Here is a 23,418-nt window from a genome sequence, read left to right on the forward strand (position 1 = left end):
CTTCTCCTGTGTTGTGCTTGGTGTGGCGGCGGGTCGCCCCAAGGCGCCCGCGCCGTGTTGATGGACCAGTGTATACCGCGGCCCGCGGACTTGTGAACCCGGGATCAGGAAAAATCGAGCGCTTGCTCGAAAACCTGTCTCCAGAGCTCCCGGCCCCGCGCATAAGCCACCCGCAGCGGTTCGTCGACATCCACCGTTTTCTTGTCGTTGAGGCGCGCGGCGTGCTGCAGCCGGCGATACAGCCGGTAGGCGGCGCGCGCGTCTTCGGCCAGTTGCGGGTCTATCAGTCCGGCGTCGGCGGCCACCGCCAGCAGCGCGATGTTGCCGGTGTTGCCGGTGAGGGCGGGCAAGGTCTTGGCGTGGGCCAGGATCAGGTACTGGACGATGAATTCGATGTCGATGATGCCGCCGCGGGCGTTTTTCACGTCGCCGTCGTGGGCAGGGTGCGAATCCAGCATGCGCTGGCGCATCGCCAGCACCTCGCCGCGCAGCTTGGCCGGATCGCGTTCCAGGGTGAGGATGGCGTGGCGCTCGGCTTCGAACTGCGCGCCGATGCCGGCGTCGCCGGCGACGAAGCGGGCGCGGGTCAGCGCCTGGTGCTCCCACGCCCAGGCCTGGTTTTCCTGGTATTGGCGGAAGGCGGAGATCGAGCTGACCAGCAGGCCGCTGGCGCCGTTGGGCCGCAGTCTGAGATCGATGTCGTACAGCACGCCGGCGGCGGTGGCGCTGGTCAGCCACGTGGACAGCTTGCGCGCCAGCCGGGAATACAGGTCGGGGGCGTCGGGGTGTTCGTCGTCGTAGAGGAAGATGATGTCCAGGTCCGACGCGTAGCCGAGCTCCTTGCCGCCCAGCTTGCCGTAGCCTATCACCGCGAAGCGCGGCGTTTCGCAGTGGCGCGAGGGGATGTCCCGCCAGGCGTGGCGCAGGGCGGCATCCAGCACCAGGTCGGCCAGCCGCGACAACTCGTCCGACAGCGCCTCCAGCGTCCACATGCCCGCCAGGTCCTGGGCCACCAGCCGGAAGGTCTGCGCATGCTGGAAGTGGCGCAGCGCGTCCATCTTCGCCTCGACGTCGCCGTCGGCATGGGCCAGTTGCGCCTCCAGCTGGGCGGAGAGCTGCGGCCACTCAGGCGCGGCGTAGAGCACGCGCGCGTCCAGCAGTTCGTCCAGCAGGATGGGGTGGCGGCTGAGGTAGGCGGACACCCAGGCGCTGGACGAGTACAGCGAAGCCAGCCGCTGCAGCGTCTGCGGGTATTCGGTCAGCAGCGCCAAATAGGAGGCGCGGCGGCTGATCGCCTCCATCAGGCCGATGATGCGCGACAGCGTGTCGTCGGCGTTGGAAAAGCGCGCGGCCACCTCGATCAGCGCCGGCATCAGCGCGTCCAGCTTCTTGCGGCCGGCCAGCGGCATCTGCAGGTAGCGCTGGCTCTGGGCCAGTCCGGTGAGCTGGCGGGCGGCGGAGGCGGGATCGGCGTAGCCGAGGCCGGCCAGCCGGGCTTCGGGATTCTGTTCGGCTACGTCCAGCCACAGTTCGGACAGCGGATGGTCGGCGCTGTCTTCGCTCGGCAAGATGAAGACCTGCTCGAAGTGGCGGCTGACCTTGCGCCTGATCTCATCCAGCGCGGCCATGAAGGCGGGCCAGTCGGCGTGGCCCATGCTGGCGGCGATTTTTTGGCGTGTTTCCGGAGCCTCCGGCAGGGTCTGGGTCTGCTGGTCGTCGAGGTACTGCAGCCGGTGCTCCAGATTGCGCAGGAAGGCGTAGGCTTCCTGCAGCTCTTCCACCGCGGCCGGCTCCAGCAGCCGCAGCGCCGCCAGCCTGTCCAGCGTGGCGCGGGTGCCGCGCAGCTGCAGCGTGCGGTCGCGGCCGCCGCGTATCAGCTGGAACACCTGGGCGATGAACTCGGCCTCGCGGATGCCGCCGGGCCCCAGCTTGATGTTGTCCGCCATGTCGCGCCGCGCCACTTCGCGGCGGATCTGCGCGTGCAGTTCGCGCATCGCGCCGTAGGCGTTGTAGTCCAGGTATTTGCGGTAGACGAAGGGGCGGACCAACTGCGCCAGTCCGTCGGCGTCGCCGGTGATGGCCTTGGCCTTGATCCAGGCGTAGCGCTCCCATTCCCGGCCCTGGGAGAGCAGGTAGTTTTCCAGCGCGGCGAAACTCATCACCAGCGGACCGGAGTCGCCGTAGGGGCGCAGCCGCATGTCGACGCGGAATACCTGGCCGTCGGCGGTGGCGTCGTTGAGTAGCGCGATCAGCCGCTTGCCTACCTGGGTGAAGTACTCGTGGTTGCTGATCTTGCGGGCGCCGTCGGTTTCGCCGCCTTCCGGATAGATGAAGATCAGGTCGATGTCGGAGCTGGCGTTGAGCTCGCCGCCGCCCAGTTTGCCCATGCCGACCACGATCAGCTGTTGCGGCTCGCCGCTGTCCTCGCCGATGGGCTGGCCGTATTGCGGCAGCGACGCGGCGGCGCAGGCCAGCGCCTGGCGGACGGCGAATTCGGCCAGCAGGCTGACGGTGGAGACCACCTCGTCCAGCGAGGCCAGGCCTTCCAGATCGCGGCAGATCAGCCGCGCCATCACCGCTTGCCGCAGGCGGCGCAGGGCCGGCGCCAGCGCCTCGGGCGCATCCAGCGCTGGCCAGTCGGCGAATGCCTGCATATCCTCAATGGCAAAGGGATGATGAAGGCATTGCTCCAGTCGGCTCCGTTCCTCGGGCCGCGCGGCCAGAAGGCGGTGCAAATATTGGGAAAACTCGCAACTGCGGGCAATGGCAGCGCTCGTGTTTGCTGGCATAATAGCTCCGGACGGCTTGGCGCGGCTCACCGCGCCGGGGGCGGCTGCGGCCGGTTTCGCGCCGTGTTTTTCCTAACGCCATTGTAACGGTTTGCCATTGTTGAAAAAGCCCTCGTCGCCGTTGTCCCATATCCACGTCCTGCGCGTCGTCAAACGCAGCCTGCTGGTGCTGGCCGTGTCGCTGTTCACGGCCTGCGCGCTGGTGTCCGCCGCGTTCGCGGCCTTTACGTACTGGCTGTTGCCCAATCTGGACCAATACCGGCCCCGGCTGGAGCAGACCCTGTCCGGCGCGCTTGGACACCATGTCAGCATCGGCCGCTTGAGCGGCCATTGGCAGGACGTGGCTCCCCAGTTCGAATTGTCCGGCGTATCCATCGCCAATCCGGTGTCCGGCCAGGCGCTCACGCTGAGCCGGGTGACGGTGCAGCCGTCCTGGACCTCGCTGTGGACCTGGGAGCCGAGGCTGGCGATGCGCGTGGACGGCCCGTCGGTGGAGTTGCGGCGGGGCGCCGACGGCGTCATCTATCTGAATGGTTTCGATCTCACCAGCGGCCCGTCCAGCGACAACGCGCTGGGCAACTGGCTGCTGCGCCAGCCATCGCTGGAAATTCAGAACGCCCGGCTGAGCTGGCAGGATGAAAGGCTGGGCCTGCCGCGGCTGGACCTGCAGCGCGGCCAGCTGACGCTGGACCGGCATCTGCTGGGGCACCGGCTGCAATTGTCCGGCGTGCCGGCGGCCACGCTGGGCAAGGGCTTCCAGCTGAGCGCCAGCTGGCGCGGCGACGATATCAACGGCTGGGAGCGGTGGTCGGGTTCGGTCAAGGTGGCGCTCAACGGCGCCCGCGCCGATGTCTGGTCGCGCTATATGCGGGAGCTGGGTGTGCTGCACCGGGGCGAAGGCGACGGCACGCTGGAGATGTCGTTCTCCGATGGCAGCGTCAGCAGCCTGCAGGCCGACGTCAGCGTGCGCAATGCCGCCTACACGCCGCCCAGCGCGCGCGAACTGGTGTTGCCGCAATTGCAGGGCAAGCTGCAGCTGGACCGGCAGTCCGGCGGCAGCTACAAGATCGTCGCCAGCGACCTGACCCTTGCCAGCGTCACCGGGCTCGCTTTCGACAAATCCTCGATCAAGGGGCAATGGCAGCCTGGCGCGAAAGGCGGTGGTGAGCTGACGCTGGACAATGTCGATGTCGGCCATCTGACGCCCCTCATCCACGCCTTGGGCGTGGACGCCAATCCGCTATTCGCTCGCTTCTCGCCGCGCGGCGCGCTGCATGATGTGACGCTGGCCTGGCAGGGCGCGGCGGAAGCGCCTTCCAGTTTCAAGGTGAAGACCCGTTTCGAGGCGCTGGGCTGGCAACCGTTCGCGGATTTGCCGGGCGTGTCCGGCGTGTCCGGGCGCATCGAGTTCAGCGAAGCCGGCGGCCGGCTGGCGCTGGACACCGGCAAGGCCGAAGTCAATTATCCGGCGGTATTCGCCCAGATTCTGCCTTTCGACCGCCTGTCCGCCGATGTGGAGTGGAAGCAGAAGCAAGGCCGGCTGGACATCGATTTCCACAAGGTGGCTTTCGCCAACGCGGATCTGAGCGGCGAGTTGAGCGGCAGCTACCGCCACGCGGGCGAAGGCTCGGGCAGCGTGGATCTGAGCGCCAGCATCGAGCAGGTCAAGGCGGCCCGGATCGCGGCCTATCTGCCGCATCACGTCGGAGAGCATACGACCCGCTGGCTGCGCCAAGGCTTGCAGGATGGCGTGGCGCGCAATCTGAAGATGAAGCTGTCTGGCGATCTGGACAAGTTTCCCTTCGCCGGCGGCAAGGGTGGAGAGTTCCTGGTCGAAGCGGATATCGAGAAGGCCAGGCTGCTGTATCAGCAAGGCTGGCCGGCGATAGACGATATCGACGCCAAGCTGCGCTTCCATAATGAGGGCATGCAGGTGCTGGCGCAGCGGGCGACCACGGTGGGCGTGCCGCTGCGCGAGGTGACGGCGGAGATAGACCAGCTGGGCGCGGATGTGCCGTGGCTGAAGATAGACGGTAAGGTGGAGGATCGGCTGGACCGCATGCTGGCCTTCACCACCAAGAGTCCGGTGGACGGCTGGCTGGGCGGCTTTACCGGCCGCATCCGCGCCAGCGGTCCGGCGGCGCTGAAACTGAAACTGGACGTGCCCTTGGCCGGCAGCGACTCCACCCGCGTGCGCGGCGATCTGGATTTCCAGCGCAACTCTCTGAAGCTGGGCGGCTTGCCGCTGCCGGAGCTTGACGCGGCGCAGGGGCGGCTGACTTTCACCGAGCGCGGCGTGGACAGCAAGGGATTGCAGCTGAGGGCTTTCGGTGGCCCGTTCCGGCTGGCGGCCCATACCGGCGCCGACAAGCGCATGCGTTTCGAGATTGCCGGCGACGCCGACAATCGAGCGGTGCTGCAGCAGTATCTGCCGTCTCTCGCGCCGCTGGCCGGCGGCCGCTCCCGTTTCGACGGGCAGTTCGTGGTCCGCGATGGATTGGAGAGCCTGCAACTGACGTCCAGCCTGCAGGGATTGTCGCTGGACGCGCCCAAGCCGTTCGGCAAGACGGCGGCGGCGGCGCTGCCATTGCAGCTGCAACTGAAGCCGGCGCCGGCGCGCTTCGCCGGCGCCATGCGGCTGGAATTCCAGCTGGCTGATTTGCTGGCCGGGCGCTTGCGGCTGGGCGGGGACGGCGAGTTGCAGGCCGGCGCGCTGGGCATAGGGCGCCAGCCCGGGGAGTTTCCCGCCAGCGGACTGGCGCTGAGGCTGCAACAGCCGCGCATCGATCTGGATGATTGGCTGCCGTGGGCCGCCAAGCTGGAAGCGGGCGGCAAGGGCGGCGCGCAGTCCGGCGCGCCGTTGACGGTGGATGTGGACACGCCGGAGCTGTCCGCCGCCGGTTTCACCTTGCACCAGGTCAGCGCCCGGGTGTCCCATCGCGGACAAGGCGGGCAATGGAGCGCGCAATTGCGCTCGCGCGAAGCGGTGGGCGAGGTGGATTACCTGGCCGACGGCGGCGGCCAGCTGCATGCCGACCTGAGCCGGCTGGCGTTGAATTGGCCGCTGCGCGCCGAAAGCGGGGCCGCGCCGTCGTCGCTGAAGCAGCAGTTGCCGGCGATGAAGGTGCACATAGGGGAGCTGCTGTTGCAGAACCGCAGCATCGGCCAGCTGGACATGATGGCGCGCCGCGACGGCAGCGTGTGGCGGATGGACCCGTTGAAGCTGGTTTCTCCCGAGGGCACGCTGACCGGCAGCATGCAGGTGGACGAGCAGGGCGCGGGGCGCGTCGACAGCCGTTTTGCTCTGGATGTGAGCAATGCCGGCAAATTGCTGGCCCGCTTTGGCCAGGGCGATGTGTTCCGCAACGGCCAGGGCCGGCTGGCGGGGCAACTGAGCTGGCCGGGCGGCTTGAGCGATCTGGACGCCGCCCACCTGTCCGGACAGATGGAACTCGACTTCAAGAACGGCCGCTTCGCCAAGGTGGACCCGGGCGCGGCGCGGCTGCTGGGCGCGCTGAGCTTGCAGTCGCTGCCGCGGCGGATACGGCTGGATTTCACCGACGTCTTCAGCGACGGCTTCGCCTTTGATACTCTGCAGGGGAAGGCCAGCGTGCGCGACGGCGTGTTCCGTTCCGACAAGGTGGAAATGAAGAGCCCGTCCGCAGAAGTCAATATCGCCGGCAGCGTGGACCTGGCCAGCGAGACGCAGGCGCTGAAAGTGAAGGTGGTGCCGCACGTGGCCGAGAGCGTGGCGCTGGCGGCCGGCGCGGCCTTGCTCAATCCCGTGGTGGGCATCGCCACCCTGGCCGCGCAGAAGGTTTTGCAGGATCCGGTGGGCAAGATACTGTCGCTTGAATACGAGGTGAGCGGTTCGTTGAAGGATCCCCAGGTGAAGCGGGTGAACGTCGGCGATCCGGTCCAGATCAAGGGGAAGAAACCATGAAGCAGAAGTTCGTCGCCGCCGCCGTGCAGATGGTGTCCGGCTGCGGCCTGGAAGCCAATCTGGCGCGCGCCGACCAATTATTGGCCGAGGCCGCCGCGCGCGGCGCCAGCCTGGCGGTGCTGCCGGAGTATTTTTGCCTGATGGGCGCCAAGGAAACCGACAAGGTGGACCTGCGCGAAGCGTTCGGCAACGGCCCCATCCAGCAGGCGCTGTCGGACATGGCGCGCCGCCACGGCCTGTGGCTGCTGGGTGGCACCGTTCCGCTGCTTTGCGAGGAAGAGGGCAAGGTGCTCAACAGCAGCCTGCTCTACAATCCGCAGGGAGAGGTGGCGGCGCGCTACGACAAGATTCACCTGTTCGGCTTCACCGGGCAGGGCGAGAGCTACTGCGAGTCCAACACCATACGTCCGGGGGCGACGCCGACCAAGGCGGAGACGCCGCTGGCGGACATCGCCTTCGGCATCTGCTACGACCTGCGCTTCCCGGAGCTGTTCCGGATGCTGGCGCCGTTCGACCTGTTGATCTTGCCGGCGGCGTTCACAGCCACCACCGGCGAGGCGCACTGGGAGCCGCTGCTGCGGGCCCGGGCGATAGAAAACCAGTGTTACCTGATCGCCTCCGCCCAGGGCGGAACGCATGAAAACGGCCGGCGGACGCACGGCCACTCGATGATCATCGACCCGTGGGGGCGCATCCTCGCCGAGCTGCCGGACGGCGAAGGGGTGGTCACCGCCGAGATCGATCCCGAATTGATACACTCGGTGCGGGGCCGCCTGCCGGCTCTGGCGCACCGGGCCATACGCTGAAAGAACGATATGCAAGACGCCTTCACCGCCGCAGATGAACTGCTGCTCAAACCCTACGGACTGGACGAGGCCGCGTTGGAGCGCACGCTGGCGCACATGCGCCACCACGCCATCGACTACGCCGATCTTTACTTCCAGTACACCCGCAACGAGGGCTGGCACCTGGAGGAGGGCATCGTCAAGTCCGGGAGCTTCAGCATCGACCAGGGCGTCGGCGTGCGCGCCGTCGCCGGGGACAAGACGGCCTTCGCCTATTCCGATGCCATCAACCAGGACGCGCTCACCCGCGCGGCCGAGGCGGTGCGCGCGATCGGCAACGCCGGCGGCGACGGCAGCGCCGGCGCGGTGGAAAAGCGCAAGCCGAAGTCGCTGTATCCGTCCATCGATCCCTGTCACAGCCTGGAGGCCGCCGCCAAGGTGGCGCTGCTGGAGAAGGTGGAAAAGCTGGCCAAGGCGATCGATCCGCGCGTGATCCAGGTGATGGCCGGCCTGGCGATGGAGTACGACGTGGTTTACGTCGCGCGCCATGACGGCGTGCGCGCCGCCGACGTGCGCCCGCTGGTGCGGATGTCGGTGTCGGTGATCGCCGAACAGAACGGCCGGCGCGAGCAGGGTGCCGCCGGCGGCGGCGGCCGCTTCGACCTTGCCTATTTCGACGACGCAGTGGTGGAGCGCTACGTGCGCGAGGCGGTCAAGCAGGCGCTGGTGAACCTGGACTCCCGCCCGGCGCCGGCCGGCCAGATGACCGTGGTGCTGGGGCCGGGCTGGCCGGGCGTGCTGCTGCACGAGGCGATCGGCCACGGCCTGGAGGGCGATTTCAACCGCAAGGGCACTTCGGCGTTCTCCGGCAAGATGGGCGAACGCGTGGCCGCGCCGGGCGTGACGGTGGTGGACGACGGCGTGATGGGCGGCCGCCGCGGCGCGCTGGCCATCGACGACGAGGGCAATGCCACCCAGCGAACCGTGCTGATCGAGGACGGCATTCTCAAGGGCTATATGCAGGACGCGATGAACTCGCGGCTGATGCAGGTGGCGCCCACCGGCAATGGCCGCCGCGAGTCGTACGCCAGCATCCCGATGCCGCGGATGACCAACACCTATATGCTGGCCGGCGAGCGCGATCCGCAGGAAATCATCGCCTCGGTCAAGGATGGCCTGTACGCGGTGAATTTCGGCGGCGGCCAGGTGGACATCACCAGCGGCAAGTTCGTGTTCTCGGCGTCGGAGGCCTGGCGCATCGAGAACGGCAAGCTGACCTACCCGGTCAAGGGCGCCACGCTGATCGGCAGCGGTCCGGAAGTGCTCAACTACGTGTCGATGATAGGCAACGACCTGGCGCTGGACCAGGGCGTGGGCGTGTGCGGCAAGGAGGGCCAGAGCGTGCCGGTGGGCGTCGGCCAGCCTACGCTGCGCATAGACGGCGGCCTGACCGTGGGCGGCACGGGCGGCTGATCATGCTTGCCAAGGCCGGGCATGCGCCCGGCCTTTTTTACGCCGTCATGGCTGGATGTTTTGCGCCTCCAGCGCGAGCGCCAGCCGCTCCAGTCCTATGCCGAAGCCGGCGCCTTCCCGATAGGCGCCGCCGCCGACCACCTGTTTCTGCGCCCCCAGTTCCGGCACGCGCATTTCGAATCCCTCCCCGCCCAGATAGTAGCTGAGTCCGCGTTTGGCCATGCCGTCCAGCTCGTAGCGCAAACCCAGGCTGTCCAGAAAGCTGCGGCACAGCGTGAGGCTGCGCTCAAACGCGGCGGCGGGATTAGGCCCAAGATATTCATAGCCCAGCTGGGTGAATTCCCGATAGCGGCCGGCTTGCGGCCGCTCGTAGCGATAGCAGCGCGCGGCATAGAAAAATCCGGCCTCGCGCCTGCCGTTCAAAAACATCCGGCTTCTTTCCTGAAACAGCGCGGTGGCTTCCGGTATCAGGCAGCAGGCGCGGCCTTTGCGGTCTGGAAAAGCCCACATCTGCCCGAGTATTTCGCTGCCGCCGGCCTTGGCGACGAAAGTGTCCTGTCCCCATAAGGCGGGCAGGATGGTTTCTTCCGCGCCAGCGTCAATGAAGCCAGCTCCGGAAACGGCTTTCCAGTTGGCGAAGAGCGGCGGCCTCGCGGCCGCTGACGATGCGGGTGCCTCGAACCATGGTCATGATGCTTTCCTTTCAGAATTCGCGCGGAGCGCGCGGCAAATAAAAAAGCGCCTTGCGGCGCCGGTTTGTGCGGGGGCTGATTGGGTAGAGGAAATCAGCTTCCGTCTCCCCCCAGGCCTGCGCGCACCGGCACCGCGCTCTTGGTAAGAACGTGGTGGTGGCGATGGCACTGGAAGGTTTTCATGTCTACAGCATGGCGATTGTCCAGCCCGGATGTCAAGCCTCCCGTCGCTTTCCTCCTTAGAGCCAGGCGCGCGGGTGAAGGCGCGGCGCGGCTGATCTTTATCAATGGTTGAAATGCCTTTGTCATTTTATTCTGCCGCGGCGCTTCGCAGAGGCGGGGCGCGTCTTAAACCAAAACAAGATTGGATTACGCGATGACTAAGATGCATGACAGGATTCTGGCGGCTGGCGCGTGCGCGCTGGCCTTGGGCGTGTGCTCCACCGCCGGCGCGGCGACCATTACGCCGCCGGGGGCGGGAGGGGCGGCGATCCCGTTTTCCGCAGTGGGGCCGGCGGTGGTCAGCAAGTCGGGCGTGGATGTCGACTGCACCGCCGTGTTCAGCGGCACGGTGGACGGCGCCGGCAACATCCTGATCACCAGCGCCGCGTTCAAGGGCATTCCAGTGTGCAGGATGATCAAGGCCAGCGCCACGGCGGCTGCGCCATGGGTGGGCAAGGTGACCTCGTTCAACCAGCTGACGATCGACCAAGTGATGGTCAACGTCAACACGCCCATCCTGGGCGGGCAGTGCGGTCCGAGCCTGGTCGGCGGGCAGATAGGCGACAGCGGCAGCGAGACCACGATTTCGCTGTCGGCCGCGCCTTTGGCTGGCGGCTGCGCGATCTCGGCCACGTTGACCACCACGCCCTATATGCATGTGACGCCTTGATCCTGGGTTGGCATGGGAAGCCATAGGCGGCAGGGCTTCCCGATGGATTCAGGCGCGGACCTGGCTGGGTTGGCCGATCTCTGGCTGCGGCATCGCGTCGTCGGCGCGCCATCTGCGCCGCGAGGCCCGCAGAGCGTAGGCGCGGCGATAGGCGGCGGGCGTCAGCCCGGTCTGGCGGCGGAACAGGCGGCGAAAAGCGCAGGGGTCGTCGTAGCCGCATTGCTCGACGATGCCGGGCAGATCCAGCATGGTCACTTCCAGCAGCAGCTTGGCGCGCTCCACCCGCAGCTGTTGCAGGTAGTCCAGCGGCGTCATGTCGGCCACTTCGCGGAAATGGCGCAATAAGGTGCGGCTGCTGACCGCGACGGCGGCCGCCACTCTGCCCAGGCTATAAGGTTCGGCCACGTGTTGCTCCAGCCAGCGCCGCGCTTTGAACACCACGCTGTCCCGGGTGGGCGTGCTCAACGCGGACAGCGTCTGGGCCGATTGCTCGAACCTGGCCGGCAGGTACAACAGTCCGTTGGTACAGCGCTGCGCCAGTTCGTCTCCGGCAAAATGGCGCACCAGTTCCAGCACCAGTTCGGTAGCCGCGGCCGGCGCGCCGCTGCAGAACACGCCGCTGTCCTGAGTGACCGGCCTGTCCATCAACAGCTTCACTCTTGGGTGGCTGCTGGAGAACCAGCCGGCGATCAGCCAGGTGATGGTGGCGTTGCGGCCGTCCAGGATGCCGGCGCGGGCCAGCAGCGCGGCGCCGTTGTAATTGGTGGCGATGACGTCGCCGGCGGCATGGCGCAGGGCGATCAGCCGCAGCGCCTTGTCGGCCCGATCCAGCTGCTGCTTCAATTGCGGCACGCTGTCCATGTCCAGCCCGGGCACCAGCAAAGCGCAGCGCGCGGCGGCCGGACGGGCGGGAGAGGCCGGCAGCCATGCGGGTAGCGGCTGCTCCGAGCCGTCGCTGTCGAGCAGCCGCCAGCTGAATGGCGGCGTTTTCCGCCTGGGGTGGTGAAGATGCCACAGTTTGTTGGCCGCATGCAGCACGTCTATGGCGGAAAACAGCGTCCCGCTGAGGCAATTCGGCAGACAAAGCAGGTCTATGCAGGCATTCATATCGGTCAGCCTTGGCGATATCCGCTTTAACCTTGGCGAAACCGGCCCGTAAAATCAAGTTCAAATGCATGTCATGTTTGTCATGTCTATGCTGTTTGCTTTTCTGGCGCCTTGATATTCGTCAAGGCGGCTCTTTTCAAGGGCTGGCGATATTTGCCTGTTTATTGGCGGTTCTAGCTCCTTATCCCCTGGCGCGTCCTTCATAGACTGAGGTCAAAGCGGCGCCCCGCCTGGATTGTCCTCGCCCGACGCCGTTTTTCCCACCTCATGGAAACGGAGTCGACACATGCCCAATCTGCCAGGGGTCATCCCCGCGATCAAACAGCGCGAAGAGCAGTTCATCGCCATCCGGCACAGCATCCACGCGCATCCGGAACTGGGTTTCGAAGAGGTGGCCACCGGCAAACTGGTGGCGGAATCGCTGCGCGCCTGGGGTTACGAGGTGACCGCGGGGCTCGGCGGCACCGGAGTGGTCGGCCAGTTGCGCTGCGGCTCGGGCGAGCGCCGGCTGGGCATACGCGCCGACATGGACGCGCTGCCGATATACGAGGACACCGGCCTGCCGTACGCCAGCAAGCTGCCCGGCAAGATGCATGCCTGCGGCCACGACGGCCATACCGCCATCCTGCTGGCGGCGGCGCGCCATCTGGCCGATACCCGACAGTTCGACGGCACGCTGAACCTCATTTTCCAGCCGGCGGAGGAGGGGCAGGGCGGCGCGGCGCGGATGATGGCCGAAGGGCTGTTCGAGCGCTTTCCCTGCGACGCGGTGTTCGCGCTGCACAACGGGCCGACACTGCCGGTGGGAAGTTTCATCGTCCAGCCCGGCGTGCTGGCGGCGTCGGCCGATATCGTCACCATCAAGCTGACCGGCAAGGGCGGCCATGGCGGCATGCCGCACACCTGCGTCGATCCCATCGTGGCGATGGCTTCCATCATCCTGTCGCTGCAGACCATCGTCTCCCGCAATTTGCCGCCGGACCAGCCCGCGGTGGTGTCCATCGGCTCGGCGCAGGCGGGCAGCGCCAGCAATGTGATTCCCGACTGCGCCCGGCTGGAACTGACGGTGCGCACTTACAACCCGGCCATCCAGCAGCAGATAGAAAGCCGGCTGCGGGAGCTGGTCAGTCTGCAGGCGCAAAGCTTCGGCGTGACGGCCGAGATCGAGTGGACGCCTGTCACTCGGGTGCTGGTCAATACGCCGGAGGAGACGCGCATCGCGCGCGAAGTGGCGGAGGCGATGGTCGGTCCGCAGGCTATCGTGCCGCTGCCGGCCGGCGCGATGGGTGGGGACGACTTCTCCTGGATGCTGGAGAAAGTGCCCGGCTGCTATGTGGTGCTGGGCAACGGCGTCGGCAGCAAGGGCGGCTGCATGATCCACAACCCCGGCTATGACTTCAACGACGAGATTCTCAGCCTTGGCGCCAGCTACTGGGCGCGGCTTGCCGAAACGTATCTGCGTTAGCGGGACCGCGCGGCGCCGGGGGGCGGCGCCGCGGCGACAATAAGCGCGAGGAGACAATAAGATGAAGCGGATGCACGGATGCGAGTCGCTGTTGTTGATGCTGCTGGCCGGCGCCGGCCATGCTGGCGAGATCACGGTCAGCACGCTGCCTTCAGGCCTGGGGGATGGATACCGTTTCGATCTGGATGGCTGGACGCTGGAAACCAAGGGCGCGATGGCGATAGGAAGCGTCTACCGGACGGAGAATCCCAACGATGTTTTCACCAACCACGCCAACGCGATGGACACCTTGAACGACGGCGATCTCAACTATCGGCGCGGCGATCTGATATCCGAATCCTGGCAGGGATACGCCCAAGGCGATCTTCGCAATGGAAGCGGCGGAGCGTTCGTCAGCGCCAAGGCCTGGTATGACTACGGCCTGATCCACCACGGGGTGCCGCATGGGCACTCGCCCAACGGCTATGCGCCCGGCGCGGCGCTGAACGACGACAAGTTCACCCAGCTGGGCCGCTTCAGCGGCGTGGCGCTGGATGACGCCTACGTGTATGGCGATTACAGCTTGGGCGATGCTTCCCTGTTGTTGAGGCTGGGGCAGCAGGTGATCCCGTGGATCACGCCCACCACCATTCTTGGCGGCATCCAGCAGGTGAATGCGATGGATTTCAACGCGCTGGGCCGCTCCGGCACCATCCCGGAAATGGTCAATATCCCCGCGCCGGCGTTCTACGCCAAGCTGAAGGCCACGTCCAAACTGACGATGGACGGCTATTACCAGTTCAAGTTCGAGCCCAACGCTTATCCCGCTTGCGGCACTTTCTACTCCGGCAGCGATTACGCCCAGCCGGGCTGCAACGCGCTGACCTTGAACGGCACGCTGCTTAGCAGACTCAAGGGCAAGGTCGTTACCACCGACCAGCAGTCGCTGGCCAACCCGCTGGACTATATCCAGCGGGCGGCGGACGACAAACCGTACGGCGGGCAGTTCGGCTTCAGCCTCAGCTACCTGTTCGACAATATCGGCTTGCTGGGGCTGTTCTACTCCAACCAGGCCAGCATGATGAGCTTCAACCAGATGATACGCACCGGCCCCGGCGTCTTTCTGCCGGCGGCGGCGAATCAGGGGCGGGCTGTTCCCACTGGAATCGCCGGCCAGTTCCTGCGCGCCTATCCGGACAACATCCACATGTACGGCGTCAATTTCCGCACCCGCTTGCCGGATGGCACCGGGGTGTACAGCGAGCTCACTTATCGGCCCAACCAGCCGGTGGCGTGGAACGGTTCCGATTTCCTGTATGGCGTGCTGGCCGGAAGCGGGCCGCTGGGCTATCTGGCGGCCACCCCGGCCGGCTACCTGGCGCGCGGTTACGATACCTTCGGCAGCAGCCAGCTCACGCTGGGCGCGTCCAAAGCGCTGGGACGGCTGTTGGGCGGAGACGCCAAACTGTCGGCCGAAGCCGGCATCAAGCATCTGTCCGGCTTGCCGGACGCCTATGTGATGCGTTACGGCCGCGTGGGCTTCGGACAGGCGCCCAGCGCGGCCACGCCCTCCTGTAACGGCACGGGGCCAAGCTGCGCGCTGGATGGTTTCGTCACCGCCAATGCCTGGGGATGGCGCACCAAGCTGGAAGAGCGCTATTACGGCGCGTTGCCCGGCTTGGATCTGATGCCGTCACTGGCGCTGGCCTACGACGTCAAAGGCTATTCGCACGATGGCCAGTTCATGGAGGGCAGGCGCAGCGCGCTGTGGCGGCTGCAGGCGGAATACCGGAAGCGCTATCAGTTCGAGCTGCTGTATCTGAAGACGGCGGGCGGCGACTACAACACGCTGCAGGACCGCAGCCTGGCGATGATCAGCGCGGGCATCAAATTCTAGGCACTGCTGACCATCGGCGGCGCGATGTTGAAAGCAGCTTCAGAATGTTTGCGTGCCGCATGCGCATTCCGTTTCTGGGGCTGTTTCCAGTTTTTGCCCGCCTTGGTCCGCGAGAGGACGAGCTGGCTATTGAGCAGAGTGGCTGCAGGAATCTGCAAGTTAATTAAATGGAATGACCGACTGATCTTCAATATGCATTGAATTGTCCGTGCAAATACTAGGTCAGTGCTTTGTACTGGATTCCCACCTCGGTTAGGCGCTATGACCAGATTATCCGATATGTGATCATCGTGGGATCGAGTCCTCTCGTGGAGCGCACGCGATCACCGAGGGAGGCGGCAGATGGGAGAGGTTTCCACTCAGGCGGGCGTGCCCGCCAATGTTTTTCGCACCGGCGGACGAATCCGCCTGGTGGATCGACAGCGCTTGTTCGGCCATGCGTCGATGACTGTCTGGCTTACCGGGCTGAGCGGCGCGGGCAAGTCCACCATCGCCTACGATCTGGAAGCGAGGCTGGTGGGCGGCGGTTTCTCCGCAGTGGTGCTGGACGGGGACAATCTGCGTCATGGCATCAACCGCAATCTGGGTTTTACCGAGGAGGACCGCCGGGAAAACCTGCGCCGGGCGGCCGAGGTGGCGCGGCTGATGAACGACGCCGGCCTGATCGTGATCTGTTCTTGCATCTCTCCGCTGCGCGGCGACCGCGAAATGGCGCGGGACATCGTCGGCGAGCGCCGTTTCGCCGAGGTTTACATCAGCACGCCGCTGGCGGTGTGCGAGGGCCGCGATTGCAAGGGCCTGTATGCCAAGGCCCGTTCCGGACAGATCGCGCATTTCACCGGCGTCTCTGCGCCTTATGAAGCGCCGGAGCAGGCGGCGCTGGCGCTGGACACCAGCGCGCTGAGCGTGGACGAGTGCGTGAGCCGGTTGTTCGGGATGGTGTTGCACTGTTGCAGCCCGGCGGCGATGGAGGAGGTCAGCCATGAATATCATATCTGATGAGGACCGGCCGCTGCCGGTGCTGATGATCCCGTTGAGGCGTTGCGGCAGCCACGCCTTGAGGCTGAGGCTCAATTTCAACTCGGATTTCTATTCGCCCTATCCGCTGCACATCGTCGACTTTATGCCGCTGCTGCCCTTGTACGGCGATTTGTCCGATGACCGCAATTACTTCCAGCTGGTGGTGGACGTGGTGGGCCTGCAAGCGGTCAGCATGGTGAAGTGGCCGGACGTGGTGTTTGATCCAGTGGAGATCTTCGAAGTGCTGTCCGGACAGACGCGCAGCGTGCACAAGGTGGCCTGGGAGCTGCTGCTGCGGGTGGGAGAGCGCCATCAAGCCCGCGTGGTGATGGACAAGTCGCTGGACAATGTTCATTACGCCGCCGAGTTGCTGGAACTGCTGCCGCAGATGCGTTTCCTCAATGTCGTGCGCGATCCGCGCGCCCAGGTGGCGTCGATCAACCGCGCCATCATCCACGACTTCGACACCATTCTCAATGTGCGGACCTGGCTCGCGGCCTACCAGGCGGCAGACAGGCTGCTGGCTGAACATCCGGACAAGGTATTGACCATACGCTACGAGGATTTCCTGACCGACCAGCAGACGGCGCTGCGCCAGGTGTGCGATTTCTTCGGCATCGCCTTCATGCCGCAGATGCTGGACATCCGCGGCTCGGCCGAGGCGGCGCAGATCGCGCAGCGCTCGGCGCTGTGGTCGTCCAATCACTTCCCGCCCATCATCGCCCACGCCGACAAGTTCAAGCAGCAGCTGTCGATGCGCGAAATCGAAATCATCGAAACCGCCTGCCGTCCCTATATGGAGCGTTACGGCTACACATTGTTGACGGACGCCAACCTGCCGGTGGATGCGAACATGGCGCTTGAAGCGGAGGAGCGTTCGCGGCAAGGACGCCAGCAAGCCTGGGAGGATCTGAAGCAGAAAAATTACCGCGATTACATCTTGCGGCAATGCAGGGCGGATTACCTGGCCAACCTGAAACTGCGCTTGTTGAGAGAGCCGCTTGCCGCGCCGCCGGAACCGGCGGCGCTGGCCAGCTAGCGGACAGGGCATGGCGGTAGCCATGCCTTTTTACAGCCGATCAATTTCTCTATTGACAGAAATTTCAGAAATTAATATCTTATCAAGCATGGAACTGACACCTGTAAGCCAAAGATTCGTGCTCCACTGGGGCGAGATGGGCACCCGCTGGGGCGTCAATCGCACTGTCGCCCAGATTCACGCGCTGCTGTTCATCAGCGGCCGCGCGATGTGCGCGGAGGAGCTGGCGGAGACGCTGAACGTCGCCCGCTCCAATGTCAGCAACAGCCTGAAGGAGCTGCAAGGCTGGAAACTGATCCGCAACGCCCATGTGTTGGGCGATCGGCGCGACCATTTCGAGACCTCCGGCGATGTTTGGGAGTTGTTCCGCATCATCGTCGCCGAACGCCAGCGGCGCGAGATCGAACCGACCTTACAGGTGCTGCGGGAATGCATGGACAGCCCGGACTTTTCCCTGGAAAGCCCGCTGGCTCAGCAGCGGATCAAGAATACCTGGCAGTTCATGGATACCTTGACCGCCTGGACGCGCGAGATGTTGAGGCTATCCACCTCCACGCTGAGCAAGGTGTTGAAGATGGGGGCTGGCATTCAGAAACTGCTGGGCCGAGGCAAGCCGGAAACAGACGAGTGAGGCGCCGAGCCGGGAAGGCGCCCGCGCGGATGCGAGCGCTGGCCAGCCGTCTGGCTTGGAATAAGTAAAATTTTTTGACCATTAATTTCTGTTTTGACAGAAATTTCAGAAATAAAGGAGATTGCCATGAGCGGATTCGTCATCGCCATGATTCTGGTGCCGGCGTTTTGCAGCATGTTGTGCTGGTTTTTGCTGGCCGATCCTTTGCGGCAGGTCACGCTAGCCCTGTGCGAGAGCGGCGAGGGCGCGCCGTTCTGGAGCCGGACTTTTCTGTTGCTGGTGTTGGCCACGCCATTGCTGACGGTGTTGTTGCTGGCGCCTGAGCAGGCGTCGGCGTCTCTGTGGCTGGATATTCGCGAAATCTTGAAGTGGGCGTTGATCGGTGTGGTGGCGCAGCTGTTGGCGCTGGTGCGGCTGGTGTGGCGCCAGGTGGCTTTCAGCCGGCCTAAGGCTGCTGAATCGGCGCCGTCAGCCATCGCCGATCATGCCGGAGCGTCGCAATGAAGATACTGCTGCTGGGCGGCAACGGGTTTATCGGCCGGAGACTGTCGGCTAGGCTGATCGAGGCGGGACATGAGCTGTCGGCGCCGTCCCGCGCCGAATTGGATCTGGCGCGCCCGGATCAGGATTGGACCGCCTGGCTGGACGGGACGGAGGCGGTCGCCAATCTGGCCGGGGCATTTCGTCAAGGGCGGTCCGGCGGGTTGGAGGCTGTTCACCATCATGGCCCGTTGCGTCTGGCCGGATTGGCGAAAAAATACGGCGTCCGGCGTTGGGTGCAATTGTCGGCCTTGGGCGCCGCGCCGGATGCCGCCACGCTGTTTCTGGCCAGCAAGGGCAGGGGCGATGCGGCGCTGCTGGATGGCGGGCTGGATGCCGCTGTCGCGAGACCTTCGCTGGTGTATGGCGCGGATGGCGTCAGCAGCCGCCTGCTGATGCGCTTGGCGCGGCTGCCGTTATGGTTTTTGCCCGATGGCGGCCGGCAACTGATCCAGCCGGTGGCGGCGGCTGACGTGGCCGAAGGCTTGCATCGGCTGATCGAAGGCAGGATTCGCGGCGCGGTGGATTTCGTCGGCGGGGAGGAGGCGACGCTGGCCGATTATCTGCGGCGGCTGCGCAGCTTGCAGGGCCTGGGGTCGGTAGAGCGGGTCCAGGCCCTGCCCGGCTGGCTGGCGGATGGCCTGGCCTCTTGCTGCGGCCGCATTCCGGGCAGTCTGCTGGACCGCGATAGCCTGCGCATGCTGCGCCAAGGCTCGACCGCCGACCCGGCCGCTTTCGCCGCGCTGCTCGGCCGTTCGCCGCTGTCGTTCAGGCAATTCGGGGAGGTGGTATGAAAGCCTCGCGACGGATGGTGGAGCTGTCGTTGGCCGCTTTGTGGCTGTGGAGCGGCGTGCAGCCGCCGCTGACGGCCTGGGATGAATCGATCGCCATGCTGGCGCGGCTGGGGCTGCCGCAGGCTGCGCTGGGGCCGTTGTTTCTTGCGTCCTGCGCGCTGGACGTGTCGTTCGCGGCATGGATAGCCTGGCGGCCCAGCGTCTGGGCGTGGCGGTCGCAGGCCCTGGTCGTGCTGTTTTACAGCGTGGTGGTGGCGGTGGTCTTGCCGGAAAACTGGCTGCACCCTTTCGCGCCGCTGGTGAAAAATCTGCCCATTCTGGCGATGCTGCTGTGGCTGGGCGCAAACCGGGAAGAAACGCAATGAATGCTTATCTGATCGTCAAAACCTTGCATATCCTGTCCGCCACGCTGATGGTGGGCGCCGGTTTCGGTTCGGCTTTCTACATGTTCTTCGCCAATCGCGGCGGCAAGGTGGCGGCGCAGGCCGAAGTGGCGAGGCTGGTGGTGCGGGCCGATTGGTGGTTCACCACGCCGGCAGTGGTTTTCCAGCCCTTGTCGGGGCTGTGGCTGGTGCATCAGGCCGGCTGGCCGTTAACCATGTCCTGGCTGGCGTGGGCGATCGGCTTGTTTCTGTTCGCCGGCGCGTGCTGGCTGCCGGTGGTATGGCTGCAAATCCGGATGGCGGGCATGGCCCGCGACGCGGCGGAGGCCGGCCAGGCCTTGCCGGCGCGCTACTGGCGTTTCGCCCGGATCTGGGAGTGTCTGGGCTATCCGGCCTTCTGCGCGATGCTGGCGGTGTATTTCCTGATGGTGTTGAAGCCGGACTGGTCGTGAACGAGCGGCGCGGTTGTCATCTGACGAGAGACCGAGGGCAAGACCTTCCTGGGCGGCCACGGTCTCCTTTTAGGTGGATTGCTAGTGGAGAAGCTTCATCAGCAGCGTGGCCAGCACGATCATGGCCGCTCCGCCGATGCGGGTCGAGATTTGGGCGAAGGGCATCATGTCCATCCGGTTGGCGGCCGACAGGATCGCCACATCGCCGGTGCCGCCCAGGCCGCTATGGCATGCGGTGACAATGGCTGAGTCAACGGGATACATCTGTAGCAAGAAGCCGATGCCGAAGCCGCTGGCCACCATGGCCAGCACGATCAGCGAGCAGAGCAGAAAGTACCCGGGGGTGACGGACGCGACCATCTGGCTCCACGGAACGAAGAGGGTGCCCAATCCAACCAGGATGGCGTAGGTCAGATTGCTCGTCATGAACTGATACATCTGGTAGGCGCCCAGCGCCATTTGCGTCGGCATCACCTTGCTCACCTTGACCAGGGCGGCTGTGACAATCATCAGGATCGGTCCCGGGATGCCGGTTATCGGAGCCAATAAAGACCCTAGAGTGAAAAAAGAACAGGTCAGGAGCAAGCCGCTTCCCATCAAGCTCAAATTGATCGGCGCCTCATGCCGCGCAGCCAGCAAGTCTTTATCCTCTCCCGTTTTAACCAGCATGCCATTGCCGCTGAGCCGCGGCCGTTTCTTGCCATAGAAATTGAGCAGGCCGGCCAGCAAGATGGCGACGACATTGCCGATCAGGGCCGCGGGGATCAGCGTGGCGACTATCTGCGACTGCGGGATTTGAGTGATTTCGGCATAGCCGATGGAAAGGGGCAGGATGCCCTCGCCGATGCCGCCGCCAAGAATGGGAATGACGATGTAGAAGAAGGTGTGCCAAGGGGTGTAGCCAAACAATAGGCCGACGGCTATTCCGGCGGCCACCGCTCCCAATGTTCCCACCAGCAGCGGGATGAACATCCGCAAAAAGCCTTGCACCAAAACCTTGTGGCTCATGCCGAGAATGCTGCCGACCACCAGGCATGAAATGTAGAGGTATTGCAGGTTGGCGGTCTTCATCGCCGTGGTCAGGGCTTTCAGCATGTCGGGGTCAAACAGTTTGTATCCCAGCAATGCCGAGGGGACGAATAAGCAGAGGATGGCCGAGCCGCCGATATGCTTGAGCACAGGAATCTTTTTGCCCAGCTCCCCCAGCAGAAAGCCGGACAACATCATGACGGCCAGGCCGCCGATCAGGTCGTTCGGCAGGCGATGCGCGATGGCCGCGGCGACAACGATGGCGGCGAGCGACAGATAAAGCGGCAAGGGCAGCGGTCCGATGCGCATGGCCATCAACTTGCTCCAGAATCCGTTGCCGGCCGGCTGGTTTGTAACGGTTTCCTCTATCTGCATTTCTGTCTCCTCTTATTTGCGTGATGGCGCCGCCGGGCCGGTGGCCTGGCAGGGCGCCCCGCTTACGCCAAACGGTTTTTTGTCGTGGAGGCGATGTCTTTCAGCCATGGCCGTTGCTGCCAATGCTTGGCGGCGAAAGCATGGATCTGGTCTTGCATGGCCAAAGTCGCGCCTATCATGTCCAGGCCTTGCAGAAACATCCGGCGATGGCGCTCGGACAGCGAGAAAGACGCCGTCAGGCTCTTGCTTCGCACGCTCATCGATGCGACATCGATCACCAACTGGCTGTTTTCCGGCCTGGAGACATCGACCAGAATGGCTTCGACATCGGCCTCATTCAGCGCCGCCAGCAACAGGCCGTTGTTCATCGCGTTCGAATAGAAAATCTCGCCGAAGCTGGGAGCGATCACCGCCTGGATGCCGTATTGCCGCAAGCCCCAGACCGCATGTTCGCGACTGGATCCGCAGCCGAAATTGGGGCCGGCGACCAGGATCTTGGCCGCCGCATATTCCGGCCGGTTGAGAACGAATTCGGGCCGGGGTTTCCCATCCGGGTCGAAGCGCATGTCGTATAGCAGACCGTCGGCCAGGCCCGCTTTGTCGATGCGGCGCAAGAATTGCTTAGGCATGATCTGGTCGGTGTCCAGATTGCTGATAGGCAGAGGTGCGGCCATGCCTTCGATGCGGCTTTGAATGGTCATGCTTGCGCTCCCAATTTGCGGACGTCGGTGATGCGTCCGGTCACGGCCGCCGCCGCGGCCATCGCCGGGCTCATCAGGTGGGTGATCGCGTCCCGGCCTTGGCGGCCTTCGAAATTGCGATTAGTGGTGGAGGCGCAGCGCTCGCCGGGGCTGAGGATGTCGTCGTTCATCGCCAGGCACATCGAGCAGCCGGGTTGGCGCCATTCAAAGCCGGCTTCGATGAACAGCCGCGCCAGCCCTTCCTGTTCGGCCTGGCGGCGTACTTCGCCGGAGCCCGGCACGATCATGGCGCGCACCGAAGGGGCCACGCTTCGTCCGCGCACTATCTCTGCGACGGCGCGCAAATCTTCGATGCGGGCATTGGTGCAAGAGCCGATGAAGACGCGCTGGATGGGCAAGCCTTCCAGTTGGGCGCCTTCGGCCAGCCCGACATAGCGCAGCGCCCGCTGCATGGTGAGCCGGCCAGCGCCCTCCGGGGCGGACGAGACAATGGGGATGCGGCCGGAGATCGGGATGGATTGATCGGGGCTGGTGCCCCATGTCACATAGGGTTCAACCTCGCTGGCCTGGAATTCAAGCTCAAGGTCGAAGCGGGCGCCGGCATCGCTGCGCAGGGCGCGCCAGTCCGCTTTTGCGGCCTCCAGCATCGCGCCGGCCAGGTCTGGACAATGGCTTGCGACGTAGTCAAGCGTCAGCGCATCCGGCGCGATCAGGGCGCCGCGTGCGCCGGCCTCGACCGCCATATTGCACAGCGTCATCCGCGCTTCCACCGTCAGCGATTCAATGGCCTCGCCGCAGAACTCGACCACATAGCCGCGGGCGCCATGCGCGCCGATCCGGTTGGTGATCAGCAGGATCAGGTCTTTGGCGGTGGTGCCGGACGGCAGGCGGCCGGCAATATGGATGCGCATGGTTTGCGCGAGGCGATATACCAGGGTTTGGGTTGCCAATACATGTTCGACCTCGGTAGTGCCGATCCCGAAGCCCAAGGCTCCCAACGCGCCATAGGTCGTGGTGTGGCTGTCTCCGCAGAGGACGACCATGCCCGGGCGAATCATGCCCAGTTCCGGCGCGATCACATGCTCGATGCCCTGGAAACGGTCGTTGGCATCGAACAGCGGGATGCCGTGGAGGCCGCAATTCTTCTTTAGATTCGAGGCCTGCAAGGCCGAGTTCGGTTCCTCAATGACGCGAATCGCCACCGGGTGGGTGGGAATGATGTGGTCGACCACCGCCACGTTCTGGCTGGGCCGCAAGACGCTACGGCCGGCCTCGGCCAAGCCAGCGAACGCTTGCGGGCTGGTGTATTCGTTCATGATGTGCAGATCGGCGTAGAGCAGCACGTTCTGGGGATCCAACTGCGCCACCGTGTGGGTTTCGACCAGCTTCTGATAAAGCGTTTTGGATGGGGTTTGCAATGCGGCCACTTCTG

19 protein-coding genes are annotated in these 23,418 nt (G+C 65.0%); 13 read left to right on the plus strand and 6 right to left on the minus strand.

The annotated features are described in order from the left end of the window. Positions 1 to 104: 104 nt before the first annotated feature. Positions 105 to 2,789 (minus strand): bifunctional [glutamate--ammonia ligase]-adenylyl-L-tyrosine phosphorylase/[glutamate--ammonia-ligase] adenylyltransferase, encoded by a 2,685-nt coding sequence (gene glnE / locus ACX17K_RS00560; protein WP_493773244.1) that lies wholly within the window; start codon positions 2,787 to 2,789, stop codon positions 105 to 107. 100 nt (positions 2,790 to 2,889) lie between these two features. Between glnE and ACX17K_RS00565 the strand changes: the two genes are divergently transcribed. Genes ACX17K_RS00565 through tldD form a run of 3 tightly spaced genes read left to right on the plus strand, consistent with a single transcriptional unit; the run spans position 2,890 to position 8,990 of the window. Beyond that, the gene (locus ACX17K_RS00565) at positions 2,890 to 6,732 is read left to right on the plus strand and encodes a YhdP family protein (protein WP_493773245.1); all 3,843 of its coding nucleotides are present in this window, start codon (positions 2,890 to 2,892) and stop codon (positions 6,730 to 6,732) included. Beyond that, positions 6,729 to 7,538 (plus strand): carbon-nitrogen hydrolase family protein, encoded by an 810-nt coding sequence (locus ACX17K_RS00570; protein ID WP_493773246.1) that lies wholly within the window; start codon positions 6,729 to 6,731, stop codon positions 7,536 to 7,538. The genes ACX17K_RS00565 and ACX17K_RS00570 overlap by 4 nt, the downstream gene beginning before the upstream one ends. A gap of 9 nt (positions 7,539 to 7,547) precedes the next feature. After that, positions 7,548 to 8,990: a metalloprotease TldD gene (tldD, locus tag ACX17K_RS00575; protein ID WP_021475371.1), complete on the plus strand. Its 1,443-nt coding sequence runs from the start codon at positions 7,548 to 7,550 to the stop codon at positions 8,988 to 8,990. A 45-nt stretch (positions 8,991 to 9,035) separates the two neighbouring features. Here the strand turns inward: tldD and ACX17K_RS00580 are convergent, their stop codons facing one another. Next, entirely contained in the window at positions 9,036 to 9,593 is a 558-nt protein-coding gene (locus tag ACX17K_RS00580; protein WP_493773599.1) for an ATP phosphoribosyltransferase regulatory subunit, read from the minus strand. Positions 9,594 to 10,058: 465 nt separating this feature from the next. On the opposite strand from ACX17K_RS00580, the gene ACX17K_RS00585 reads away from it, so the two are divergent. Continuing rightward, positions 10,059 to 10,574, plus strand: a complete 516-nt coding sequence (locus tag ACX17K_RS00585) for a PraA/PraB family alkane oxidation protein activator (protein WP_493773247.1) — start codon at positions 10,059 to 10,061, stop codon at positions 10,572 to 10,574. A gap of 48 nt (positions 10,575 to 10,622) precedes the next feature. Here the strand turns inward: ACX17K_RS00585 and ACX17K_RS00590 are convergent, their stop codons facing one another. Beyond that, positions 10,623 to 11,681 carry a GlxA family transcriptional regulator gene (locus tag ACX17K_RS00590; RefSeq protein WP_493773248.1) on the minus strand — a complete coding sequence of 353 codons (1,059 nt, stop codon included), beginning with the start codon at positions 11,679 to 11,681 and terminating at the stop codon, positions 10,623 to 10,625. Between the two features lie 286 nt (positions 11,682 to 11,967). Between ACX17K_RS00590 and ACX17K_RS00595 the strand changes: the two genes are divergently transcribed. The 9 genes from ACX17K_RS00595 to ACX17K_RS00635 all read left to right on the plus strand — a co-directional run bounded on the left by ACX17K_RS00595 (position 11,968) and on the right by ACX17K_RS00635 (position 19,881). Further along, positions 11,968 to 13,146, plus strand: a complete 1,179-nt coding sequence (locus ACX17K_RS00595; protein ID WP_493773249.1) for a M20 aminoacylase family protein — start codon at positions 11,968 to 11,970, stop codon at positions 13,144 to 13,146. Between the two features lie 61 nt (positions 13,147 to 13,207). Further along, positions 13,208 to 15,022 (plus strand): DUF1302 domain-containing protein, encoded by a 1,815-nt coding sequence (locus ACX17K_RS00600; RefSeq protein WP_493773250.1) that lies wholly within the window; start codon positions 13,208 to 13,210, stop codon positions 15,020 to 15,022. A gap of 342 nt (positions 15,023 to 15,364) precedes the next feature. Then, a complete protein-coding gene (cysC, locus tag ACX17K_RS00605; protein WP_493773251.1) occupies positions 15,365 to 16,021 on the plus strand; it encodes an adenylyl-sulfate kinase in 657 nt (218 codons plus the stop codon). Next, complete coding sequence (locus ACX17K_RS00610) at positions 16,005 to 17,081, plus strand: sulfotransferase family protein (protein ID WP_493773252.1); 1,077 nt, start codon at positions 16,005 to 16,007, stop codon at positions 17,079 to 17,081. Before cysC ends, ACX17K_RS00610 begins: the two co-directional genes overlap by 17 nt. A gap of 88 nt (positions 17,082 to 17,169) precedes the next feature. Continuing rightward, entirely contained in the window at positions 17,170 to 17,712 is a 543-nt protein-coding gene (locus ACX17K_RS00615; protein ID WP_115617002.1) for a GbsR/MarR family transcriptional regulator, read from the plus strand. 126 nt (positions 17,713 to 17,838) lie between these two features. Next, a complete protein-coding gene (locus ACX17K_RS00620; protein ID WP_343478627.1) occupies positions 17,839 to 18,216 on the plus strand; it encodes a hypothetical protein in 378 nt (125 codons plus the stop codon). Next, positions 18,213 to 19,046: a complex I NDUFA9 subunit family protein gene (locus ACX17K_RS00625; protein ID WP_493773253.1), complete on the plus strand. Its 834-nt coding sequence runs from the start codon at positions 18,213 to 18,215 to the stop codon at positions 19,044 to 19,046. The genes ACX17K_RS00620 and ACX17K_RS00625 overlap by 4 nt, the downstream gene beginning before the upstream one ends. Then, a complete protein-coding gene (locus ACX17K_RS00630) occupies positions 19,043 to 19,411 on the plus strand; it encodes a DoxX-like family protein (protein ID WP_493773254.1) in 369 nt (122 codons plus the stop codon). Before ACX17K_RS00625 ends, ACX17K_RS00630 begins: the two co-directional genes overlap by 4 nt. Then, a complete protein-coding gene (locus ACX17K_RS00635) occupies positions 19,408 to 19,881 on the plus strand; it encodes a DUF2269 family protein (protein ID WP_493773255.1) in 474 nt (157 codons plus the stop codon). Before ACX17K_RS00630 ends, ACX17K_RS00635 begins: the two co-directional genes overlap by 4 nt. A gap of 81 nt (positions 19,882 to 19,962) precedes the next feature. Here the strand turns inward: ACX17K_RS00635 and ACX17K_RS00640 are convergent, their stop codons facing one another. The 3 genes from ACX17K_RS00640 to leuC all read right to left on the minus strand — a co-directional run bounded on the left by ACX17K_RS00640 (position 19,963) and on the right by leuC (position 23,413). After that, positions 19,963 to 21,285 (minus strand): 2-hydroxycarboxylate transporter family protein, encoded by a 1,323-nt coding sequence (locus ACX17K_RS00640; protein ID WP_493773256.1) that lies wholly within the window; start codon positions 21,283 to 21,285, stop codon positions 19,963 to 19,965. Positions 21,286 to 21,347: 62 nt separating this feature from the next. Then, positions 21,348 to 21,986, minus strand: a complete 639-nt coding sequence (gene leuD, locus ACX17K_RS00645) for a 3-isopropylmalate dehydratase small subunit (RefSeq protein ID WP_493773257.1) — start codon at positions 21,984 to 21,986, stop codon at positions 21,348 to 21,350. Further along, complete coding sequence (leuC, locus tag ACX17K_RS00650) at positions 21,983 to 23,413, minus strand: 3-isopropylmalate dehydratase large subunit (RefSeq protein ID WP_493773258.1); 1,431 nt, start codon at positions 23,411 to 23,413, stop codon at positions 21,983 to 21,985. The genes leuD and leuC overlap by 4 nt, the downstream gene beginning before the upstream one ends. Positions 23,414 to 23,418: the final 5 nt, after the last annotated feature.

The organism is Chromobacterium sp. INPA-IVC, from assembly GCF_059047085.1.